Origin of the sequence: Janthinobacterium sp. 78 (assembly GCF_003096775.1) — a bacterium.
In the GTDB taxonomy this organism is placed as follows: Bacteria; Pseudomonadota; Gammaproteobacteria; order Burkholderiales; family Burkholderiaceae_D; genus Janthinobacterium; species Janthinobacterium tructae.
The window spans coordinates 4,522,500-4,542,595 of the sequence record NZ_QENT01000001.1; the positions used below are offsets into that span (position 1 = coordinate 4,522,500).

At 62.7% G+C, this 20,096-nt stretch carries 20 protein-coding genes; 11 read left to right on the forward strand and 9 right to left on the reverse strand.

The features are described 5' to 3' along the window. The first annotated feature begins 241 nt into the window (after nucleotides 1–241). Nucleotides 242–1,504, forward strand: a complete 1,263-nt coding sequence (gene lplT / locus C8C92_RS19905) for a lysophospholipid transporter LplT (protein WP_071076427.1) — start codon at nucleotides 242–244, stop codon at nucleotides 1,502–1,504. A 37-nt stretch (nucleotides 1,505–1,541) separates the two neighbouring features. Here the strand turns inward: lplT and C8C92_RS19910 are convergent, their stop codons facing one another. From C8C92_RS19910 to tsaB, 4 genes are read right to left on the reverse strand one after another with little or no spacing between them, the layout of a single operon-like run. Further along, complete coding sequence (locus tag C8C92_RS19910) at nucleotides 1,542–2,468, reverse strand: DUF1853 family protein (RefSeq protein ID WP_243420295.1); 927 nt, start codon at nucleotides 2,466–2,468, stop codon at nucleotides 1,542–1,544. Next, a complete protein-coding gene (locus C8C92_RS19915; protein ID WP_116745043.1) occupies nucleotides 2,461–3,324 on the reverse strand; it encodes a uracil-DNA glycosylase in 864 nt (287 codons plus the stop codon). Before C8C92_RS19915 ends, C8C92_RS19910 begins: the two co-directional genes overlap by 8 nt. Then, on the reverse strand, nucleotides 3,321–3,830 hold the full coding sequence (rimI, locus tag C8C92_RS19920; protein ID WP_116745044.1) for a ribosomal protein S18-alanine N-acetyltransferase: 510 nt from the start codon (nucleotides 3,828–3,830) through the stop codon (nucleotides 3,321–3,323). The genes C8C92_RS19915 and rimI overlap by 4 nt, the downstream gene beginning before the upstream one ends. Continuing rightward, on the reverse strand, nucleotides 3,827–4,555 hold the full coding sequence (gene tsaB / locus C8C92_RS19925; protein ID WP_165829507.1) for a tRNA (adenosine(37)-N6)-threonylcarbamoyltransferase complex dimerization subunit type 1 TsaB: 729 nt from the start codon (nucleotides 4,553–4,555) through the stop codon (nucleotides 3,827–3,829). Before tsaB ends, rimI begins: the two co-directional genes overlap by 4 nt. A gap of 186 nt (nucleotides 4,556–4,741) precedes the next feature. Between tsaB and dapC the strand changes: the two genes are divergently transcribed. From dapC to C8C92_RS19960, 7 genes are all read left to right on the forward strand, one after another. Next, nucleotides 4,742–5,971 (forward strand): succinyldiaminopimelate transaminase, encoded by a 1,230-nt coding sequence (dapC, locus tag C8C92_RS19930; protein WP_116745045.1) that lies wholly within the window; start codon nucleotides 4,742–4,744, stop codon nucleotides 5,969–5,971. A gap of 17 nt (nucleotides 5,972–5,988) precedes the next feature. Further along, complete coding sequence (dapD, locus tag C8C92_RS19935) at nucleotides 5,989–6,816, forward strand: 2,3,4,5-tetrahydropyridine-2,6-dicarboxylate N-succinyltransferase (protein WP_070223998.1); 828 nt, start codon at nucleotides 5,989–5,991, stop codon at nucleotides 6,814–6,816. Between the two features lie 122 nt (nucleotides 6,817–6,938). Next, nucleotides 6,939–8,486 (forward strand): FAD-dependent oxidoreductase, encoded by a 1,548-nt coding sequence (locus C8C92_RS19940; RefSeq protein ID WP_116745046.1) that lies wholly within the window; start codon nucleotides 6,939–6,941, stop codon nucleotides 8,484–8,486. 133 nt (nucleotides 8,487–8,619) lie between these two features. Beyond that, nucleotides 8,620–8,976, forward strand: a complete 357-nt coding sequence (locus C8C92_RS19945) for an ArsC family reductase (protein WP_099763081.1) — start codon at nucleotides 8,620–8,622, stop codon at nucleotides 8,974–8,976. A gap of 34 nt (nucleotides 8,977–9,010) precedes the next feature. Continuing rightward, entirely contained in the window at nucleotides 9,011–10,147 is a 1,137-nt protein-coding gene (gene dapE / locus C8C92_RS19950) for a succinyl-diaminopimelate desuccinylase (protein ID WP_116745047.1), read from the forward strand. A 56-nt stretch (nucleotides 10,148–10,203) separates the two neighbouring features. Further along, nucleotides 10,204–11,094: a 50S ribosomal protein L3 N(5)-glutamine methyltransferase gene (prmB, locus tag C8C92_RS19955; protein ID WP_099763079.1), complete on the forward strand. Its 891-nt coding sequence runs from the start codon at nucleotides 10,204–10,206 to the stop codon at nucleotides 11,092–11,094. Between the two features lie 104 nt (nucleotides 11,095–11,198). Beyond that, nucleotides 11,199–13,193 (forward strand): ATP-binding cassette domain-containing protein, encoded by a 1,995-nt coding sequence (locus C8C92_RS19960; protein WP_099763078.1) that lies wholly within the window; start codon nucleotides 11,199–11,201, stop codon nucleotides 13,191–13,193. Between the two features lie 38 nt (nucleotides 13,194–13,231). Here C8C92_RS19960 and C8C92_RS19965 read toward each other — a convergent pair whose 3' ends face one another. Continuing rightward, nucleotides 13,232–13,714, reverse strand: coding sequence for a chemotaxis protein CheW (locus tag C8C92_RS19965; RefSeq protein ID WP_116745048.1), 483 nt, complete (start codon nucleotides 13,712–13,714; stop codon nucleotides 13,232–13,234). A gap of 195 nt (nucleotides 13,715–13,909) precedes the next feature. Here C8C92_RS19965 and arfB point away from each other — a divergent pair, with 195 nt between their 5' ends. Then, on the forward strand, nucleotides 13,910–14,308 hold the full coding sequence (gene arfB / locus C8C92_RS19970; RefSeq protein ID WP_034749850.1) for an alternative ribosome rescue aminoacyl-tRNA hydrolase ArfB: 399 nt from the start codon (nucleotides 13,910–13,912) through the stop codon (nucleotides 14,306–14,308). A 3-nt stretch (nucleotides 14,309–14,311) separates the two neighbouring features. Here arfB and C8C92_RS19975 read toward each other — a convergent pair whose 3' ends face one another. Beyond that, nucleotides 14,312–16,171 (reverse strand): flagellar assembly protein A, encoded by a 1,860-nt coding sequence (locus C8C92_RS19975; protein WP_116745049.1) that lies wholly within the window; start codon nucleotides 16,169–16,171, stop codon nucleotides 14,312–14,314. A gap of 160 nt (nucleotides 16,172–16,331) precedes the next feature. Beyond that, the gene (locus tag C8C92_RS19980; RefSeq protein WP_099763075.1) at nucleotides 16,332–16,721 is read right to left on the reverse strand and encodes a hypothetical protein; all 390 of its coding nucleotides are present in this window, start codon (nucleotides 16,719–16,721) and stop codon (nucleotides 16,332–16,334) included. A gap of 264 nt (nucleotides 16,722–16,985) precedes the next feature. Here C8C92_RS19980 and ompR point away from each other — a divergent pair, with 264 nt between their 5' ends. Together ompR and C8C92_RS19990 are read left to right on the forward strand one after the other, a co-directional pair. Further along, nucleotides 16,986–17,687: a two-component system response regulator OmpR gene (gene ompR / locus C8C92_RS19985; protein WP_232730910.1), complete on the forward strand. Its 702-nt coding sequence runs from the start codon at nucleotides 16,986–16,988 to the stop codon at nucleotides 17,685–17,687. 13 nt (nucleotides 17,688–17,700) lie between these two features. Then, the gene (locus tag C8C92_RS19990; RefSeq protein ID WP_116745050.1) at nucleotides 17,701–19,059 is read left to right on the forward strand and encodes a sensor histidine kinase; all 1,359 of its coding nucleotides are present in this window, start codon (nucleotides 17,701–17,703) and stop codon (nucleotides 19,057–19,059) included. A gap of 148 nt (nucleotides 19,060–19,207) precedes the next feature. On the opposite strand, the gene C8C92_RS19995 is transcribed toward C8C92_RS19990, so the two are convergent. Then, complete coding sequence (locus C8C92_RS19995; RefSeq protein ID WP_099763073.1) at nucleotides 19,208–19,690, reverse strand: Imm26 family immunity protein; 483 nt, start codon at nucleotides 19,688–19,690, stop codon at nucleotides 19,208–19,210. Nucleotides 19,691–19,783: 93 nt separating this feature from the next. Next, the gene (locus C8C92_RS20000) at nucleotides 19,784–20,089 is read right to left on the reverse strand and encodes a hypothetical protein (RefSeq protein ID WP_243420296.1); all 306 of its coding nucleotides are present in this window, start codon (nucleotides 20,087–20,089) and stop codon (nucleotides 19,784–19,786) included. Nucleotides 20,090–20,096: the final 7 nt, after the last annotated feature.

Sequence of the window (20,096 nt, forward strand, 5' to 3'; positions counted from 1 at the left end):
CGTTCACGGCGGGTGGGAAAGCCGTATTTTACCGGATGCACAGTAAGCGGACACTGCAGGCGCCCACGATCATGTGCAGAGGACATCATTTATAAAATGCTCACATCTATGTGTATTTTTCTACGGCAGAAAAATTAAGCTTCGCTTAGGCAAGACTATGCAAAGCGACCCCGCCCAAACTTGGGGTTTGCCGTTTTTTCGTGGTATAAAGCAAGCCAGATATGATTTCAGGCAATCCAGAATGAATCGTGGTTTTTATACCATCATGGCGGCGCAGTTCTTTTCCTCGCTGGCAGATAACGCCCTCTTTTTTGTCGCCGTCGATTTATTGGTGTCCATGAAATCCCCAGCGTGGATCACGCCGCTGCTCAAATTGTCGTTCGTGCTGTTTTACGTGCTGTTGGCCGCTTTTGTCGGCGCCTTCGCAGATGCATTGCCGAAAGGCAAGGTCATGTTCATCGCCAACATGGTCAAGATCTTCGGCTGTGCCCTCGTCTTCTTCCACGTGCACCCCTTGCTGGCCTACGCCGTCGTCGGCTTCGGCGCGGCCGTGTATTCGCCCGCCAAGTACGGCATCCTGACGGAACTGCTGCCGCCGGAAAAGCTCGTCGCGGCGAATGGCTGGATCGAAGGCTTGACCGTCACCTCCATCATCCTCGGCACCGTCATGGGCGGCGCGCTGGTCAGCGGCCACGTGTCCGACATGCTGCTGTCGATCGACATCCCCCTGATCGACACGGGCATCGCCAACAAGACGGAAGCGGCCCTGTGCGTGGTGGTAGGCATTTATGTGCTGGCAACCCTGGCCAACCTGAAGATTCCCGACACGGGCTGCGTGTATGCGCATCAGGAACGTAATCCTATCAAACTGATCACCGATTTTGCCAATTGCTATTCCATCCTGTGGAAAGACAAGCTGGGCCAGATCACCCTGGCCGTGACGACCCTGTTCTGGGGCGCTGGCGCCACCTTGCAACTGATCGTGCTGGAATGGGCCAAGCAGTCGCTGAACATGCCGTTCGACAAGGCCACCAGCCTGGTGGGCGTGGTCGCCATCGGCGTGGCCGCCGGCGCCGTGCTGTCGGCACGTTTCATTCCGCTGCGCAAATCGCTGACCGTCATTCCGCTGGGCATCGCCATGGGCGTGATCGTCATGATGATGACGCAAGTGCACTCCGTGTGGATCGCCTACCCGCTGCTGATATTGATCGGCGCCCTGTCCGGCTTCTTCGTCGTGCCCATGAATGCCCTGCTGCAACACCGCGGCCACGTCCTGATGAGTGCGGGCCATTCCATCGCCGTGCAGAACTTCAATGAAAACCTGTCGATTCTCACCATGCTGGCCGTGTATTCGATCATGATCCGCCTGCACCTGCCGCTCAATATCATCATCACCCTGTTCGGCCTGTTCGTCGCCGGCACCATGTACATGATCATGCGCCGGCACAAGCTGAACCAGCTGGAACACGACAGTCTGTCCTTGATCGGCGAGCATAAGCATTAACGGTGGTGTCGGATTACGCGCTACGCGCTAATCCGACCTACGCAGGTAGCGTGCCTGCCAGCCGCCGTGCGGCGGCCTGCTCCGTCCAGTCATGGGGCACGACAAAACCGCGCGTGCGCTCCACTTCCCAGCCTTCGACATGGTCCACCGTGGCCACCATCACCGGTTGCGCCAGATCAGACAACTGCGCGCGCAAGGCCTCTACCTCCAGCACTGCCACCTCGCGCCCCTTGAACGGCGCCAGCCATTGCAAACGCGGCAGCACGACATAGCGCTGCGCCGGCAATTGTGTTGGCGTGCACCAGAAGCCGTGTCCATGTTCCTGGGAAATACCGTCCACGGCGGGCGTGGCGCCTGCCGCATAAAACAGCCAGCCCTTGACCAGCGCCTGCGCCGCGCGCACGGGGTGCGCCAGCAAGCTTTGCGCAGCCGGGTGGCGAGACAAGGCGAGTTGCTTGTCGAGAATTTTGCGCATCTTCAAGCCCAAGGTGTCGGCCAGGTTCGGGCCGATCAAGTGGTTGAAGACACCGGGATCCGGCGCGCCTTCCAGCAGGTAGAACTTGGTGGCAAATTCCCAGTGCAACAGATCGCTCCCGTCACGCAGCAGGAAATCGAACTCGCCCACCGTATCGTTGCGGTTCACCTGCACTTGCAAGCCATGCGCAGCGAGCACGCCGTGCTGCTCAAAATAAAAGGCCAGCAGCTTTTCAGCGTACAGGCCCAGGCGGGAATAGAATTTCGGCCCCAGCGCCGCATCGAGCGGCGACGGATCCTCTTGCAGCGCCCCCAGCCATGCCGCCACGGCAGGCGTGACGGGAGGCAAGCTGGCGATGCGCCCGCCCCAGTGGGCGCTGGAGGGGTCCAGCAAGTCGGGCGAGTCGAGCAGCCAGGCCAGCGCACGCACGCGGGGGTGCGTCAGATGGCCCCAGCGGCGCTCGAAGCGGACCTGAAATGTGTCAACCACCGTGCGTGCTTTTCGCCAGGCACAGGTCGGCCCAGGCACGCGCCTTGGCCTTGCCCGTCTCATCCTGCAGCAACATTTCCGGATGGAAGGTGGCGACAAGCGAGGCATTGCCCAGCTGGCGCACCTTGCCGCGTACGGGTTTTTCACCGGGATTGATGCCGGCAGCGGCCATCGAACCGAGGGTGACGATGGTGCGCGGTTGCAGCAGGGCCAGTTCGCGCTCGAAATACGGGCGGCAAGCGGCCGACTCGGATTCGGTGGGCAAGCGTTCCTGGCCCGCCTCGTCGAGCGGACGGCATTTCAGCAAGTGCGTAATATAGACATCGCGGCCCGCTTCGAGGTCGATGGCTTTGAGCATATTGTCGAGCAATTTGCCCTGCTCGCCCGGCAAGGCGCGCCCTTCCCGTTCTTCCGCGCGCGAGGGGCTGCTGGCCAGCATCAGCCAGGCGCCCTGGCGGTCGCCACGGCCCATGACGACGCCCTTGCGCGTCTTGCACAAGTCGCAGCGCGCGCATTTGGCGACGGCGGCCGTCAAGCCATCCCAGTCGAGGGTAGCGATATCGGCGTCGCTCAGCTGCCTGGCCGGTGGCGGCGCGGGCGCATCGTCGAACCAGGCCGTGTCGTCAGGGACTGCCGTCGCGGCAACAGCGACAACTGCCTCGACTTCCACCTCGGCAAGCACTTCGACCACGGCAGCAGGCCCAGGCGCAGCAACCTCGGCCACGGCCACTTCCATCTCCACGGCAGCCACGGCGACGATCTCAACGGCGTCAACCGCCTCGGGTGCGGCGCCCTGACGCAAGCGCCACAGGGGGCCGACGCCCATTTCATCGAGGAAAACGGCGCTGCGGCTCATAAGGTATAACGCATCACGATGGCGTCCTCACGTTGCGAATTGGCCGCCGGATAGTACCCCTTGCGCCGGCCGATCTGTTCAAATCCATAACGCTGATAAATATCGAGCGCGCGCGCGTTCGACGGGCGCACTTCCAGCAGCATCGATTCCATGCCCAACTGGCGCGCGCAGGCGCAGGACTGGTTCAGCAGGAAGCGGCCCAGCCCCTGGCCCTGGATGGCGCCCTCGACGGCCACATTCAGCAAGTGCGCCTCGTCGACGACCAGCATCAGCAGAAAATAGCCAAGCAGGGTGCCGTCCACGTCGCGCAGCACCCAGGCCGGGTAGCCGCTCTTGAGCGAATCGACGAAGTTACCGTGCGTCCAGGGATGCGGATACACGCGCTGTTCCAGCGCCAGCACCTCCAGCAGGTCCGCTTCGAGCATCGGCTGATAGTCGAGACGCAGCAAGTCCCAGCCTGCCGCGCTGTCGTCCTGCGTCACTGCGTCCTTGCCCTCCTCCATCATTGTGCCGACTCCGCAGCGGCCTTGGCCAGTTGCATCTCCTGCCGTTCCGCGCTCGTATAGGCGATCTTGTTGCGCAAATACAAAGGCTGCGCCTCGGCCGCCGTCACGAACTGACCAGCCGCAAAGGCGATGCGCGCCAACTGCGCCACTTGCACGGCGTGCGGCATGATGGCCGCGTCGGCCGTGGCGGCGCACGGCAACGCGGCCAGCGCTTCGGCGTAGGCCGCAAAGCCGTTGCCGCAGCCGACGACGACGTCGCCTTGCGGCGCCACGCCGGCCGGCGAGCTCAGGGCCGGTGGCGACACGGCTTGCAAGCCATTTTGATAGTCATATTGCGCCCAGTACACTTCGCCCATGCGGGCGTCGAGCACGGTCACGATGTGCTGCGCGCCATGCTGCTGGTGGCACGCGAGCGCCATGGCGTCGAGTGTCACGACGGGCACGACAGGCAGCTTGGCGCCGTAGGCCAGGCCTTGCGCAATGCCGCAGGCCGTGCGCACGCCCGTAAACGAGCCGGGACCGGAACCGTAGGCGATGGCGTCGACGTCGGCCAGGGTCACGCCCGCTTCGGCCAGCAATTCCTGCACCATCGGCAAGATCGACTGGGAATGGGTGCGCACGCCTGACGAGGCACGGGACAGGATGACATCGCCGCGCAGCAAGGCGCAGGAAGCGAGTTCGGACGAAGTTTCAATGGCAAGCAGGGTGGGAAGTAAGATAGGCATGGCGTATTTTACCTTGCCAGGCCCGGGAGCGGCACGCCGTGCCGGCCAACAACCGCCCACTTGCACAACCCGTGCGTGAGGACGGCTATAATAAAAGGCTAAGCTGATTGCTTGACTGGCGTCATTGCGCCATGCCTGGCAATCCATACGCGACACTATCACCCCACTCTTGCCCTGGTCCGCTCCGTGAATCCACTTCTTGCCAAACTGCAACCATATCCATTCGAAAAGCTGCGCCAGCTGTTTGCCGGCGTGACGGTCAACCCCGAGTATGCGCCCATCAGCCTGGGCATGGGCGAACCCAAGCACCCGACGCCAGCCTTCATCGAGCAGGCCTTGGTCGACAATATCCACGGCCTGGCCAGCTATCCGACCACCATCGGTTCGGAAGCCTTGCGTACCGCCATCGCCGGCTGGCTGGAACGCCGCTATGGCATCCCCAAGCTCAATCCTGCCACGCAAATCCTGCCCGTGAACGGTTCGCGCGAAGCGCTGTTTGCGCTGGCGCAAACGGTGATCGATCCGTCGGCCGGTTCGCTCGTGATCAGTCCGAATCCGTTTTACCAGATCTATGAAGGCGCGGCCTACCTGGCCGGCGCCGAACCGTATTTCGTCAATTCCGATCCGGCGCGCAATTTCGGCTGCGACTACGACGCGGTGCCGGCTGCCGTGTGGGAAAAGGTCAAGCTGCTGTTCCTGTGCTCGCCCGGCAACCCGACGGGCGCCGTGCTGACCCTGACGGACTGGGAACACCTGTTTGCCCTGTCCGAGCGCTACGACTTCGTCATCGCCGCCGATGAGTGCTATTCCGAAATTTACCACGGCGACACGCCCCCGCTGGGCGCGCTGCAGGCGGCGCACATGCTGGGTCTGTCCACGATCGAGCGTCCGTATGCGCGTCTGGTGGTGTTTTCCAGCCTGTCGAAGCGCTCGAACGTGCCGGGCATGCGCTCGGGCTTTGTCGCCGGCGACGCCGAAGTGCTGAAAAAATTCCTGCTCTACCGAACCTACCACGGCGGCGCCATGAGCCCCGCCGTGCAGGCGGCCTCCGTCGCGGCCTGGAACGACGAAACCCATGTCGAGGAAAATCGCGCCAAGTACCGCGCCAAGTTCGACGCCATCACGCCGCTGCTGCAAGCGGTGATGGACGTGCAATTGCCGGACGCCGGCTTCTACCTGTGGGCTGACGTCAGCCGCACGGGACTGTCCGACACCGAATTCGCGCAGCGCCTGTACGCCGAATATAATGTCACGGTATTGCCTGGCAGCTACCTGGCGCGCGACGCGCACGGCATCAATCCGGGCCGCAACCGCATCCGCATGGCCCTGGTGGCCGAAACGGCCGAAGGGCTGGAAGCCGCATTGCGCATAGTAAAATTCTGCCAGCAGCTTTCCGCATCCGCATCAACCAACTAAATAAACAAGACATCATCATGAGCCAACAACTGCAAACCATCATCGACCAGGCCTGGGAAAACCGCGCCGAGATCAATCCGCGCAACGGCACGGCCGAACTGCGCGATGCCGTCTCCCACGTCATCAATGGCCTGGACAACGGCAGCATCCGCGTGGCGGAAAAAACCTCGGGCGACTGGGTTGTCAACCAGTGGGTCAAGAAAGCCGTGCTGCTGTCGTTCCGCCTGGAAGACAACGTCGTCCTGCCATCCGATGGCACGATGCAGTTCTACGACAAGGTGCCGACCAAGTTCGCCAACTACACGGCCGAAGACTTCGCCAAGGGCGGTTTCCGCGTGGTGCCACCAGCCGTTGCCCGCCGCGGCAGCTTCATCGCCAAGAACGTCGTGCTGATGCCGTCCTACGTCAACATCGGCGCCTACGTCGATGAAGGCGCCATGGTCGACACCTGGGCCACCGTCGGCTCCTGCGCCCAGATCGGCAAGAACGTCCACCTGTCCGGCGGCGTCGGCATCGGCGGCGTGCTGGAACCGATGCAAGCGAACCCGACCATCATCGAAGACAACTGCTTCATCGGTGCCCGCTCGGAAATCGTCGAAGGTGTGATCGTCGAAGAAAACTCGGTCATCTCGATGGGCGTCTACATCGGCCAGTCGACCAAGATCTACGACCGCGCCACGGGCGAAGTGACTTACGGCCGCGTGCCTGCCGGCTCCGTCGTGGTCTCGGGCAACCTGCCTTCGGAAGACGGCAAGTACTCGCTGTACTGCGCCGTGATCGTCAAGCGCGTGGATGCCAAAACCCGCGCAAAAACGGGTATCAACGAGTTGCTGCGCGGCATCTAATTACTGCGCAGCAAGGCGCACGCAGCTCCCTGAATGTCCCGCTTCGGCGGGACATTTTCATTTCTGGCGAGCAACTTCAATCGTCCCGCCCCCGCTTCTCATCCTGTCCTATACTGGATGGCATGAATACTCCTCCCGTATTGATCGTCGGCGCCGGTCCTACTGGCCTCATGCTTGCCTTGCGCCTGGCGCGCCATGGCGTCGATTGCCGCATCATCGATAAAAACAGCGGTCCGGGCCAGGCGTCGCGGGCCATGGCCGTGCATGCGCGCACCCTGGAGTTTTACCAGCAGCTGGGCTTTGCCGACGAGCTGGTCAGCCTGGGCATCAAGATCAATGCCATGCACATCCACGAAGGCGGCGCGGAGCTGGTGAAACTGGCGCTGGGCGAGATCGGCGAAGGCCTGAGCCCCTATCCTTTCGTGCTGAGCCTGCCGCAAGACGAGCATGAACGCTTTCTCATCAGCAAGCTGGCGGCGGCCGGCGTGCACGTGGAATGGAATGTCGCGCTGGACCTGTGGAAGCAGGACGATAGCGAAGTGCAAGCCATCCTGCTCAAGGATGACGAGCGACAATATTGCACGTTTGACTATATCTGCGGCTGTGACGGCGCCCGCAGCAAGGTGCGCGAGATCGCCGGTGTCGACTTTTCCGGCGGCACCTACGACCACCTGTATTACGTGGCCGATGCGCAAGTGGCCGGCAGCAATACGGATTTGCACGCCCACCTGGGCGCGAACGCATTTGCACTGATGCTGCCCGTGCGCACCAGCGGCATGCAGCGCCTGATCGGCATCCTGCCCGACCGTCCCGATGGCGCGCCCGCGCCCGTGTTTGACGATGTGCGCGGCGACGTGGAAACCCTGCTCGGCATCCAGGTCGAGCACGTGAACTGGTTTTCCACGTATAAAGTCCACCACCGCGTGGCGGGCCAGTTTCGCGCGCGGCGCTGCTTCATCCTCGGCGACGCGGCCCATTTGCACAGCCCCGTGGGCGGCCAGGGCATGAACACGGGCCTGGGCGACGCCGTCAACCTGGCCTGGAAACTGGCGCAAAAACTGCACGGCCAGTGCAACGACGCCCTGCTCGACACCTATGAAAGCGAGCGCATCGTGTTTGCCCGCAAGCTCGTCGCCACCACCGACCGCGCCTTCCAGGCCATCGTCGCGCAAGGCATGGCCGGGCAATTCCTGCGGCGCTGGCTGGTGCCGCACGCGCTGCCCTTCCTCTCGGGCTTCGAACGGGCGCGCCGTTTGCTCTTCAAGACGGTGTCGCAAATCGAGATCAGCTATGAAGACAGCGCCCTGTCCGCAGGCCATGCGCAGTACCTGCGCGGCGGCGACCGCCTGCCGTGGTTCTCCGATGGCACGCAAGACAATTTCACGGCCCTGCGCAGCATGGAGTGGCAATTGCACATCTATGGCGAGCCGGCGCCCGAACTGTTGAACGAGGCGCGCGTGCTGAAACTGCCCGTGCATTGCTACACCTATAATGTGGCCGCCAAGCTGGCCGGCCTTGGGCGCGACGCAGCCTACCTGGTGCGCCCCGACGGCCACATCGCGCTGGCCCTGCACCTGCAGGAAAGCGGCGCCCTGCGCGCCCTGGCCTTGCGACTGGGCCTGCATTTCGGTCCGGCGGAGACAGGCAAGACGGCGCCACGGCCTGTGTAGGGGAAATCACTGGGCCGTGTTGCACTGCCGCATCGACTGCGCATCGACTGTATAATGGCGGCTACCATCGCATTTCGTCCTGGCGCAAGCGCCGCGATCAAGCGAACCGCATTCATTCCCCTTGGCCCTACCCATGACGACCATTACACTCTACGGTATCCCCAATTGCGATACCGTCAAAAAGGCCCGCACCTGGCTGGCTGCGCAGCAATTCGATTTCACCTTCCACGACTTCAAGAAGCAGGGCCTGGAACGCGCCACCGTCGAGGCATGGCTGCAACAATTGCCGTGGGATGTGCTGGTCAACAGGAAAGGCACGACCTGGCGCGCCCTGTCCGACGAGCGCAAAGCTTCGATCACCGATGCAGCCAGCGCCGTGGAACTGATGCTGGAAAACCCGTCCATCATCAAGCGCCCCGTGCTGGACAAGGATGGCAAGTTCAGCGTGGCGTTTTCAGATGCACAGTACGCAGCCATTTTCGGGCTGTAATTTTTACTTAGACAGAAGCACCCCGCTCTACACCATGACCACCTCCAAAACCCTCGCCCTGACCGAAAAACTGATCGCCCTGTCTTCGGTCACGCCCGATGACAAGGGCTGCCAGCAGCACCTGATCGACATCCTCACGCCGCTGGGCTTTGTCTGCGAGACGATCCAGTCGAACGACGTCACCAATCTGTGGGCGCGGCGTGGATTGAGTTCCCCCGTGTTCGTCTTTGCCGGCCATACGGACGTGGTGCCGACCGGCCCCGTCGAACAATGGCGCTCGCTGCCGTTCATCCCCACGCAGCGCGACGGCAAGCTGTACGGCCGTGGCGCGGCCGACATGAAGACCTCGATCGCCGCCATGGTGGTGGCCTGCGAGGAATTCATCGCCGCCACGCCAGACCATACGGGTTCGATCGCCTTTTTGATCACCAGCGACGAGGAAGGCCCGGCCACGGACGGCACCGTCATCGTCTGCGACAAGTTGAAAGAGCGCGGCGAGCAGATCGACTATTGCCTGGTGGGCGAGCCAACGTCGAGCGCGCAACTGGGCGACATGATCAAGAACGGGCGCCGCGGTTCGCTGTCGGGGCGCTTGACGATCAAGGGCGTGCAAGGCCATATCGCCTACCCGCACCTGGCGAAAAACCCGATCCATGAGGCGGCGCAGGCGCTGGCCGATCTGGTCGAGGAAAAATGGGACGCGGGCAACGAGTACTACCTGCCGACCTCGTGGCAAATGTCCAACATCAACGCGGGCACTGGCGCCAACAACGTGATTCCCGGCGACATGGTGATCGATTTCAATTTCCGCTTTTCCACGGCCAGCACGGCGGAAAGCTTGCAAGCGCGCGTGCACGCCATCCTCGACAGGCATGACTTGCAATACGATATGCACTGGACCCTGAGCGGCCTGCCCTTCCTCACGCCGCGCGGCACCCTGTCCGATGCGCTGTCGTCCGCGATTCACGCGGAAACGGGCATTCTGACGCAGCTGTCGACCACGGGCGGCACCTCGGATGGCCGGTTTATCGCGCAAATCTGCCCCCAAGTGATAGAATTCGGGCCGCCCAATGCCAGTATTCACAAGATCGACGAGCACATCGAACTGCGCCACATCGATCCCCTGAAGAATATTTACCGGCGCACGCTGGAGCATTTGCTGCCCGTCTGAACCAGAATACCGAGGCCCGTCACGGCGGGCCAGAACACCGTCTTTTCGAGAATGCCATGACCCCGAACCCGTTTTCCACGCCACGCGACCTGCTGCGCTACGCCGTTACCCGTTTTAATACCGCCAAGCTGTTTTTCGGCCACGGCAGCGCCGAAGCGTTCGACGAAGCGGCCTATCTGATCCTGCACACGTTGAAGTTGCCGCTCGACAAGCTCGAACCGTTTCTCGACGCCAAGCTGCTGCCGTCGGAAATCGCCAGCGTCATGACGGTCATCGACCGCCGCAGCATCGACCGCGTGCCGGCCGCCTACATCACCAAGGAAGGCTGGCTGGGCACCTACAATTTCTATGTCGACGAACGCGTGATCGTGCCCCGTTCCTTCATCGCCGAACTGATCCCTGAATACTTTTCGCCATGGGTGGCGGAACCGGAAGCGGTGGAAAACATCCTGGAACTGTGCACCGGCTCGGGTTGCCTGTCGATCATGATGGCCGACGCCTTCCCCAACGCCGCAGTGGACGCGGTGGACATTTCCGCCGACGCGCTGGCCGTGGCCAAGCGCAACGTCGACACGTACAAATTGCAGGATCGCGTCAAGCTGATCGAATCGGACCTGTACACCAACGTGCCGGCCAAGAAATATGATTTGATCATCAGCAACCCGCCGTACGTGAATTCCGCGTCGATGGGCACGCTGCCCCAGGAATACCTGGCCGAACCGCAAATCGCCCTCGACGGCGGCAGCGACGGCATGGACCTGGTGCGCAAGATCATCGCCGGCGCGGCCGAGCGCCTGACGGACGATGGCATCCTGATGATTGAAATCGGCAACGAACGCGCCTACGCGGAAGCGGCCTTCGGCGAGCTGGGCCTGACCTGGCTGACGACGAGCGCTGGCGACGACATGGTATTCCTGCTGACGGCCGAGCAGCTCAAGCTAGGTTAATTGACAAACGCACTACCTCACTCAACCCAACTGCAAATGCCGGGGTCGGACCCTCAGGGTCCGACCCCAGGTTTGCGCCTTTGGGTTAAAACGCAAAGAAAAAAATGATACGTTTCCTACAAGTAAGCCTGATGCGCGGCATCAAACCGTTGCTCGAACAAGTCGATGTTACCCTCAATCCGGGCGACAAGATCGGCCTGATCGGCGCCAATGGCGCAGGCAAATCGAGCCTGTTCGCCATGATGCGTGGCGAATTGCACCCTGACCAGGGCGAGATCGATTTCCCGGCCAAATGGCGCGTGGCTTACGTGGCGCAGGAAACGCCGCCGCTGGACCGTGCCGCGCTCGACTATGCGATCGATGGCGACATCACCCTGCGCAAACTGGAAGCGGAACTGGCGCATCTCGAGTCGCAACCGGAAAGTACGGAAAACGGCATCGCCATCGGCAACATGTACAGCGCGCTGGCCGATGCCGACGCCTACACGGTGCAGTCGCGCGGCGAACAATTGCTGCTGGGCCTGGGCTTCACGCTGGACCAGATGCAGCAACCGGTGGCAAGTTTCTCCGGCGGCTGGCGCATGCGCTTGAACCTGGCGCAAGCGCTGATGTGCCCGTCCGACCTGCTGCTGCTCGATGAACCGACCAATCACCTGGATCTGGACGCCATCATCTGGCTGGAAGACTGGCTCAAGCGCTATGCCGGCACCTTATTGATCATTTCACATGACCGCGACTTCCTCGATGAAGTGGTCAACGTCGTCGTGCATATCGACGAACGCAAGCTGAAACGCTACTCGGGCAACTATTCGAGCTTCGAGCGCCAGCGTGCGGCGCAGATGATCCTGGCCGCCGGCGCGCTGGAAAAGCAGCAGCGCAAGCGTGCCCATCTGGAATCGTTCGTGAACCGCTTCAAGGCGCAAGCCTCGAAGGCGCGCCAGGCGCAAAGCCGCATGAAGGCGCTGGCGAAGATGGAAGAGCTGGCGCCATTGCGCGCCGCCGCCGAATTCTCGTTCGAATTCCGCGAGCCACTCTCCGCGCCGAACCCGCTGATGGTGATGGAAGACGTCGACGCGGGCTACAAGATCGAAAACGAAGCGACGGGCGAAATCACGCATAAAACCATCGTCAACGGCATCAAGTTTTCGCTGCAGATCGGCCAGCGTATCGGCTTGCTGGGCCAGAACGGCGCCGGCAAGTCGACGCTGATCAAGACCATCGCCGGCGAACTGATGCCGCTGACGGGCGACGCCACCATGGGCAAGGGCCTCAACATCGGCTACTTCGCCCAGCACCAGGTGGAAATGCTGCGCCACGACGAATCGCCGCTGTGGCATCTGTCGAAGATCGCCCCGACCGTGCGCGAGCAGGAACTGCGCAACTTCCTGGGCGGCTTCAACTTCCCCGGCAACATGGTCACCGCCTCGATCGCCCCATTCTCGGGCGGCGAAAAAGCCCGTTTGGCGCTGGCCCTGATCGTCTGGCAGCGTCCGAACCTGCTGTTGCTCGATGAACCGACCAACCACTTGGATCTGGAAACGCGCGAAGCGCTGACGGAAGCGCTGGCGCAGTTCGAAGGCACCCTGGTCGTCGTTTCCCATGATCGCCATTTGCTGCGCGCCACCACCGACGAATTCATCATCGTGGCCGACGGCAAGCTGCAACCGTTCGACGGCGACCTGGACGATTACAAGGATTGGCTGTTCAAGACCAAGCTGGGCAAGGGCACGGACGTGCTGCCGGCCGCCGGCAAGGCCAACAAGACGGACTTCCCTGTCGTCTCACCAGTAGCGGTAGCGGCCGCCGCCCCTGCCGCGCCCGTGCGCGACAAGCGCCAGGAAGCGGAAGACCGCCAGAAGGCTGCCGCCCTGCGCAAGCCGATCGAAAACAAGATCAAGCGCCAGGAAGAGCAAATTGCCAAGCGCAACGCGCAAAAGGCGGAAACGGAAGCCAAGCTGGGCGAGCCGACCATCTACGACGCCGCCAACAAGGCCAAGCTGAAGCAATTGCTGGCCGACCAGACCTTCTTCACCAAGGACCTGGCGCAGCTGGAAGCGGAATGGCTCGATTTGCAGGATCAGTTAGAGAAACTCGGCTAACGCACAACACAAAGACGACCTCCGGGTCGTCTTTTTTTTCAGGCCGCCTGCATGGGGCCGGGGCTGCGGATGGCCATCAGGCGGTCGATATCGACGAGGATCAATCTACGTCCCGCCAGCGTGCCCAGGCCCAGCAGATAATCGGCTTCCGCCGCGCCCAGGCCGGGCACGGCGGCGATGTCGCTGGCGGCCAGGCTGACGATATCGGTGACGCCATCGACCACCATGCCCATCACGCCATTGCTCAGCTGCAAGATGATCACGTCGGTGGACGGGTCGGGCGTACCCTGGACGCTGCCGAACGCGGCGCGCATGTCGACGATGGGGATGATCACACCGCGCGAGACGGCCACGCTGCGCAGCACCTCCCCTTCCGAGGAAAAACGGTCGAGTTCCTTCAACGGGCGCAATTCCCGCACGCAGCGGTAATCGAGGCCGTATTCCAGGCCGCCCAGCCGGAAGCTCAAGTACTGCGTCAGGCATTGCGCGGTTACGGCGTCAGGCGTCGTCGTGGGCTGCATGGTGTTCCTTTCATCCGGTAAGCGCTGCCAGGATGCGCAGTGGCGCAACGTTGGCCCCATGCTAACCAGCATCACCGCAGGCGGCGTTGAGAAACATCAACTTTCCCGGAAGGCACGCGTACTCTCACTGCCCAGCTTGCGCCGGCGCAGCCATCTTCCCTTACAATACCCACATCGTTTCCCCACAGGCAGGCCATGCAACACCTCGTCAATCCCGCTGAAGTTGAATTTTCCGCCATCCGCGCCCAGGGGCCGGGCGGGCAAAACGTCAACAAGGTCTCCAGCGCCATCCATTTGCGCTTCCCCATCGCCGCCTCGTCGCTGCCGGAAGCGTACAAGGAGCGGCTACTGGCCCTGCGCGACAGCCGCATCAGCAAGGATGGCGTGCTGGTGCTCAAGGCACAGCAGTCGCGCAGCCAGGAGCAGAACAAGGAAGAAGCCTTGCGGCGCTTGCAGGAAATCATCGACAGCGTCACCTTTTTGCCCGCCGTGCGGCGCGCCACCAAGCCCACGCGCAGCTCGCAGCGGCGCCGCCTCGATAGCAAGAGTACGCACAGCGTGCTCAAGCAATCACGTGGCAAGGTCACCGACTAAACGTTACGGCGGCGGTGCATACGTCCACTCCAGGCTGCCTGTGCTGTCCGCAAACACGCTCTGCGTGGCCGGCGTGGCGCTGCGCAACAGCGCCTTGATCTCCTTCGGCGGCCGGTCGTAGACCTTGGCTGGCCCGGGCGGCACGACCATCGCGCGCACGACCGTTTCACCGTCGACCAGTCCCAGGCTGCAGCGCGACTGGCCGGCCGTCGCCTGGCGCTGCTGGCGCACTTGCGCCACCAGGGCCAGCATTTGCCCGTGCAGGATTTCCGACTGTTTGACTTCCACGCGCAGGCGCGCCACTTCCTTCAATACGGGAGCGATGCGCGCGGCCAGCTTGTCGTACTGCAGCTGCTGCGCCGGCTGCAGCTGCAGCTCGGCGCGCCGCAGCTGGCCCGCCAGGGTCAGGTAGTTGCGCACTTCGGGCAAATGCGCAATGGCATCGATTTCCTGCTGGCGCTTGTGCTGCATCTGCTGATAGTGCGCGGCCCTGGCCAGGCTTTCCGCGATCTGTTGGTCCAGCGCGCTCAAATTGGGCACCAGCGGGAACAGCAGCATCTCCACCTGCTTGCGCGGACCGGCGCTGCCGATGCGGATGGTGCGTGCCGCCACGGCGCAGCCTTCGGCCAACTCGATGACGACCTCGTCGGCGATGATCTCGCAATTGCTGGCATGCTCGATCACCACGCGCGTGCCGGCGATGACGCAGCTTTCCGCGCGCTTCATGTGGACTTCGCCGCTCAGCGCCTGCAGCACGGAACCGGAAGCGACGCCCTCGACGCGCACGTCGCCGTGCTCGTTGAAGGCCGTGCCGCCCACCAGGTTGCGCTGTAGCCATATTAATCCGCCATGCGAGTGCAGATGGCCGTACACGTCGCCATGGATGGTGATGTCGCTGCCGTCGAGCTGGCGCTGCTCCTGCACTTCGCCATATTCCTCGTACGCGGCGCGCAGCTTCAAATTGCCCGTGGTACGGCTGCTGACGCCTTCGCGGCTGACGATCTTGTTGTCGATGGAGAGCTTGCCGTGCGCATCGACATTCACATAGCCATCCTGGGTGGCGACCACGTAATCGCCATCGCTGAAGCGTTCGACCGCCGTGCCCGCCCCTGCCACCGCCGCCAGGTCCAGCTCCAGCGGCGCGGGCGGCGGCAGCAGCGTACCGTCCAGGTCGTAGCCGGGCAAGCCGGGGGCACCGGGCAGCAGCCGCAGCAGGCGCGCGTGTTTTTTCACTTGCGGAAAACGGTTCTTGAAACTGAGCAAATCCAGGCGGCCATCGGAGCGTTCGCGCGGCGCATCGTCGCGGTGGATGCCTTGCGACACTTCGACCAGTTGCGCGTCGCGGCCCGGCTGTGGCGGCAGCGCCCGCGCCACCGTGATGCGCTCGGCCTTGCCGCTGCCGAGAATGGCGCGCACGGCCGCGCCATCGATGCCATAGCGCACGCCCTTGCACCACAGGTCAGCCACCAACTCGTCAAACTCGCGGCGCGCCGGCACCTGGCCATCCGCGTCAGGCGACAGCGCTTCAAAGTAGAACTCGGCGCTGTCGCCACGGATCTTGATTTGTTTATATAGTGCGCGGCGCTGGGGCGGGAATGGCGCCACACGGGCGGCAATGCGCAGCAAGGCGTCGCTCTTGGGCGCGGCGCGGGGCGCGGGGGCATGGAACAGGGTCAGCAGGAACAAAGCGTAGTCGAGACCAGCCAGCAGCTGCCCCGACTGGAACAGCTGGTCGACGGCGGCGCGCAACTGCGCGGGCGTCAGCGACAGGTCGAGACACACGCCCTCGTCGCGCTGCACCAGGCCGCGCGGCAAGCCGCCTGCGGGGACCGCCTCAGGAACGGGTGTGTCGTCGTCGCTCACCACTTGCCTCCCCAAAACCAGGAATTGTCTCAGTGCACTAGAACAATATCACGGGGCGTGGCGGTGTGCCTGACTGAGCAACAATGTTGGTGGGCAGATGCCAACAGGGCCATGTCTTGCGAGATGGCCCTGTCGGATGGGAGGTGCGATGCCTAAGTAACTAGCGGCGTGGGGGATTCGAGTAAATGTCTTGCCCCACTTCATTGATCTGGCGGCGCAGGTCGCGCCGCTCGTCGGGCGTCATGCGGCCCGTGCGGCGCGAGGCGTCGGCGCCTTCGCTGGCGCGGCGCTGCTCTTCGGCGCGCGTGTCGAAACTGCGTGCGTCACGCTGTTCGCGCAGTCGCGTATCATTGCTATTGCTGCGCTGTACCTGTTCATAGCGCTGGGCCTGCACTTGCGGCTGGTCGTCACGGCGTGGCGGCGGCTGGTTTTGTGCCAGCGCCAGGCTGGCGGCAAACACGGAGCAAACGGCAAATGCGGACAGCACAGTCGTACGTGCGGCAATAGCTGCGCTGGGAGCGGTGTGAATTTTTTTAGTAAAGATATTCATTGAGTTCCTCTTCCGCGATGCCGTATAAACTTAAAGCTGATTTCCACTGTGGCCCCAGTGTATGATGCTTTACACGGTGCAGTAAGAGTAATTGGGTAAAGTTTGTAACACTTTGTAATGGGTCGCCATACGCCCTTGCCGACGCCACGCGAGGCGTTACTATAGCAACTAATATAAGATAACACGACACCTTAAATGACCACAACCTCCACCTCCGGCAGCAACACGCCTACGCAATCGATCCACGGCCACCAGGCAAAAATCATGGTGGTCGATGACGATGTGCGCCTGCGCGACTTGCTGCGCCGCTACCTGACCGAACAGGGTTTCAATGTCTTCACGGCAGAGAGCGCGACGGCCATGAACAAGCTGTGGCTGCGCGAACGCTACGACTTGCTGGTGCTCGATTTGATGCTGCCCGGCGAAGACGGCCTGTCGATCTGCCGCCGCCTGCGCGGCGCGGGCGACCAGACGCCGATCATCATGCTGACGGCCAAGGGCGAGGACGTGGACCGTATCGTGGGCCTGGAAATGGGTGCCGACGACTACCTGCCAAAACCGTTCAACCCGCGCGAACTGGTGGCCCGCATCGGCGCCGTGCTGCGCCGCAAGGGTCCTGATGAAATCCCGGGCGCACCGTCGGAAACACCGCAAACCTTCGAATTCGGCGACTTCGTGCTGGACCTGGGTACGCGCACCTTGAAAAAGAGTGGCGAAACGGTGCCGCTGACCACCGGTGAATTTTCTGTGCTGAAAGTGTTTGCCCGCCATGCGCGCCAACCGCTGTCGCGTGAGAAACTCATGGAACTGGCGCGTGGACGCGAATACGAAGTATTCGACCGCAGCCTGGACGTGCAAATCTCGCGCCTGCGCAAACTGATCGAACCCGATCCGTCGAGCCCGCTGTTCATCCAGACCGTGTGGGGCCTCGGTTACGTCTTCATCCCGGACGGACAGCCGCGCTGATCGCAGGCGAGGCATGATGAAGCTTGTTCCCGATATCAGCCTGGCGCGGCTGAAAAGCGGCCTGTTCTGGCGCACCTTTTTGCTGCTCGGCACCTTGACCACGGTCAGCATGATCACCTGGATCGGCATGATTTCCGTCATCCAGCGCGAGCCGCAGGCGCAGCAGATTTCCGCCCAGATCATTTCCGTCGTTACCATCACGCATGCGGCACTGACGCACTCGGCGCCCGAGCTGCGGCGCGAGCTGCTGTTCGATCTCGTCAGCAACGAAGGCATCCGCATCTTCTCGCTGGAAGAGGACGACCGCATCGAGCCGCCGCCCGACAATTACCTGATGCCCGAGATCGAGGCGCAGGTGAAAGCCAAGCTGGGCAAGGACACTCGCTTTTCCGCGCGCGTCAACGGCGTGGCCGGTTTCTGGGTCAGCTTCAAGATCGATGACGATGAATACTGGCTGATGCTGGACCGCGAGCGCCTGCGCGGCCTGACGGGCTTCCAGTGGCTGGGCTGGGCAAGCCTGGTGTCCCTGCTGTCCCTGCTGGGCGCGGCCATCATTTCCAGCCTGATCAATCTGCCGCTGTCGCGCTTGACGGCGGCCGCGCGCGACATCGCCAAGGGCAAGCAACCGGCACCGCTGCCGGAAAAAGGCCCGATCGAAATCATCGAGGCGAACCGCAGCTTCAACCAGATGGTCGATGACTTGAAACAGGTGGAATCGGACCGCGCCGTGATTTTGGCCGGCATTTCGCACGACTTGCGCACGCCGCTGGCGCGCATGCAGCTGGAAGTGGAAATGGCCAACCTGTCGGACGAGGCGCGCGAAGGCATCCAGTCCGATATCGGGCAAATGGACGCCATCATCGGCCAGTTCCTCGACTATGCCAAGCCGACGGAAACGTCGAGCTTTACGGACGTGGACCTGAGCGGCTTGCTGCTCGACATGACGCGCGAAGCGATGCGCCTGCCGGATGTGAAGATCAATGCCAGCATCGCCGAAGGCGCGCATGCGATGGGCAACCCCACCGACTTGCGCCGCGTGCTGAACAACCTGATCGAGAATGCGCGCCGCTATGGCAAGACGCCGGACAGCGATGTGACGGAAATCGATATCGCCTGCCATGTGCGCACCAGCCACGGCGCGAAAAAGGTGATTATCGAGGTGCAAGACCACGGCACGGGCGTGCCGGCAGAAAAGATCGAGCAACTGATGAAACCGTTCACCCGCCTCGACACGGCGCGCGGGCAGGCAAATGGCGCCGGTCTGGGCCTGGCCATCGTCGACCGCGTGCTGCTGCGCCATGGCGCCGACTTGCAGGTACGCAACCGCGAAGGCGGCGGCCTGGCGTTTCAGATCAGCTTGCCAGCGGCGTAAAAATAATCGGGCCTGCTCACTCCGGTGTTTACACCAGCGGTGCAGGCGATGTAGGTCGGATTAGCGGGAACCGCGTAATCCGACAAGAACAGCCAACAATGTTGTCGGATTACGGCCTTGCGGCCTCGGCGGCCCCACCTAATCCGACCTACGCTGCCGACGCCGCTTCCTGCGCCAGCAATTTATTCATCAACAATTCCGTCGCCCCGTAGCCGTAGAGGGAATCGCTTTCCATGCCCGGCGTATCGAAGGGGATCGACTCTTCACGGTTCAGCTTGGCGGGGTCGGCATCCGCATAGCTGGCGCGCCAGGCGCGCTGCAGGGATTCATTGCGGCGGATAAAGGCCGGCATGGGCCAGGCATCGCGCTCCCAGTGGAGGCTGTCGCCCAGCAGCGGCCAGCGCTCGTTGAGCAGGGCCATGTCGCCCGTGCGCAGGCGGCGCACGGCCTGTTCCGGCCGCAAGCCTTCCAGTTCTTCCAGCGCAGGCAGGCTGTCGCGCTTCGGCCCGAACATATACGCCAGCATGATGCGCCCGGCAGGCGCCCGGCGCGCCACCACGCCGGCGGCATAGCCGCCGCCCGGCAAGGGCACAGCAAACCAGCTGCCTTCCCGGTATGGTAATGATTTCATTTCTGCAAACTCCCCCAAAATCGTGTTCGGGGCACAGTCTACGCGAAGCAAGGGCTATGTGGCGCATGGTACGCCACAGCAACAAACCAATAGTTACCCTATTTTCTCGTCATAGTGATACTGAGCAACAATCGGCCCTGCCTTGAACAGCGCTTCCTTCATGGCCGTATCCAGGCGCGCGTCGCGGCGGCGCATCCATTCGAGCAGCATGGCCGCTTCCTTGCGGCTGGCGTCGCCCGCATGCGCGAGCACGCGGCGCAATTCCGGGTCCGTGCAGGCCTCGAAACGCTGGCCGTTCAAGTCCAGCGCCTGCAGCGCGGCGATGGTGGCGCCGATGGCGCGGTGCATGTCGAGTGCCGTGGCCGGCAAGCCCGATTCTTCCAGTGGGACGGTGGTCATGCGCATT

What these genes read in the sequence shown, in the direction of transcription:
- lplT (WP_071076427.1), top strand. Translation starts at nt 242, where the DNA reads ATGAATCGTGGTTTTTATACCATCATGGCGGCGCAGTTCTTTTCCTCG.
- C8C92_RS19915 (WP_116745043.1), bottom strand. Translation starts at nt 3,324, where the DNA reads ATGAGCCGCAGCGCCGTTTTCCTCGATGAAATGGGCGTCGGCCCCCTG.
- rimI (WP_116745044.1), bottom strand. Translation starts at nt 3,830, where the DNA reads ATGATGGAGGAGGGCAAGGACGCAGTGACGCAGGACGACAGCGCGGCA.
- tsaB (WP_165829507.1), bottom strand. Translation starts at nt 4,555, where the DNA reads ATGCCTATCTTACTTCCCACCCTGCTTGCCATTGAAACTTCGTCCGAA.
- dapD (WP_070223998.1), top strand. Translation starts at nt 5,989, where the DNA reads ATGAGCCAACAACTGCAAACCATCATCGACCAGGCCTGGGAAAACCGC.
- C8C92_RS19940 (WP_116745046.1), top strand. Translation starts at nt 6,939, where the DNA reads ATGAATACTCCTCCCGTATTGATCGTCGGCGCCGGTCCTACTGGCCTC.
- C8C92_RS19945 (WP_099763081.1), top strand. Translation starts at nt 8,620, where the DNA reads ATGACGACCATTACACTCTACGGTATCCCCAATTGCGATACCGTCAAA.
- dapE (WP_116745047.1), top strand. Translation starts at nt 9,011, where the DNA reads ATGACCACCTCCAAAACCCTCGCCCTGACCGAAAAACTGATCGCCCTG.
- prmB (WP_099763079.1), top strand. Translation starts at nt 10,204, where the DNA reads ATGACCCCGAACCCGTTTTCCACGCCACGCGACCTGCTGCGCTACGCC.
- C8C92_RS19960 (WP_099763078.1), top strand. Translation starts at nt 11,199, where the DNA reads ATGATACGTTTCCTACAAGTAAGCCTGATGCGCGGCATCAAACCGTTG.
- C8C92_RS19965 (WP_116745048.1), bottom strand. Translation starts at nt 13,714, where the DNA reads ATGCAGCCCACGACGACGCCTGACGCCGTAACCGCGCAATGCCTGACG.
- arfB (WP_034749850.1), top strand. Translation starts at nt 13,910, where the DNA reads ATGCAACACCTCGTCAATCCCGCTGAAGTTGAATTTTCCGCCATCCGC.
- C8C92_RS19980 (WP_099763075.1), bottom strand. Translation starts at nt 16,721, where the DNA reads ATGAATATCTTTACTAAAAAAATTCACACCGCTCCCAGCGCAGCTATT.
- ompR (WP_232730910.1), top strand. Translation starts at nt 16,986, where the DNA reads ATGGTGGTCGATGACGATGTGCGCCTGCGCGACTTGCTGCGCCGCTAC.
- C8C92_RS19990 (WP_116745050.1), top strand. Translation starts at nt 17,701, where the DNA reads ATGATGAAGCTTGTTCCCGATATCAGCCTGGCGCGGCTGAAAAGCGGC.
- C8C92_RS19995 (WP_099763073.1), bottom strand. Translation starts at nt 19,690, where the DNA reads ATGAAATCATTACCATACCGGGAAGGCAGCTGGTTTGCTGTGCCCTTG.
- C8C92_RS20000 (WP_243420296.1), bottom strand. Translation starts at nt 20,089, where the DNA reads ATGACCACCGTCCCACTGGAAGAATCGGGCTTGCCGGCCACGGCACTC.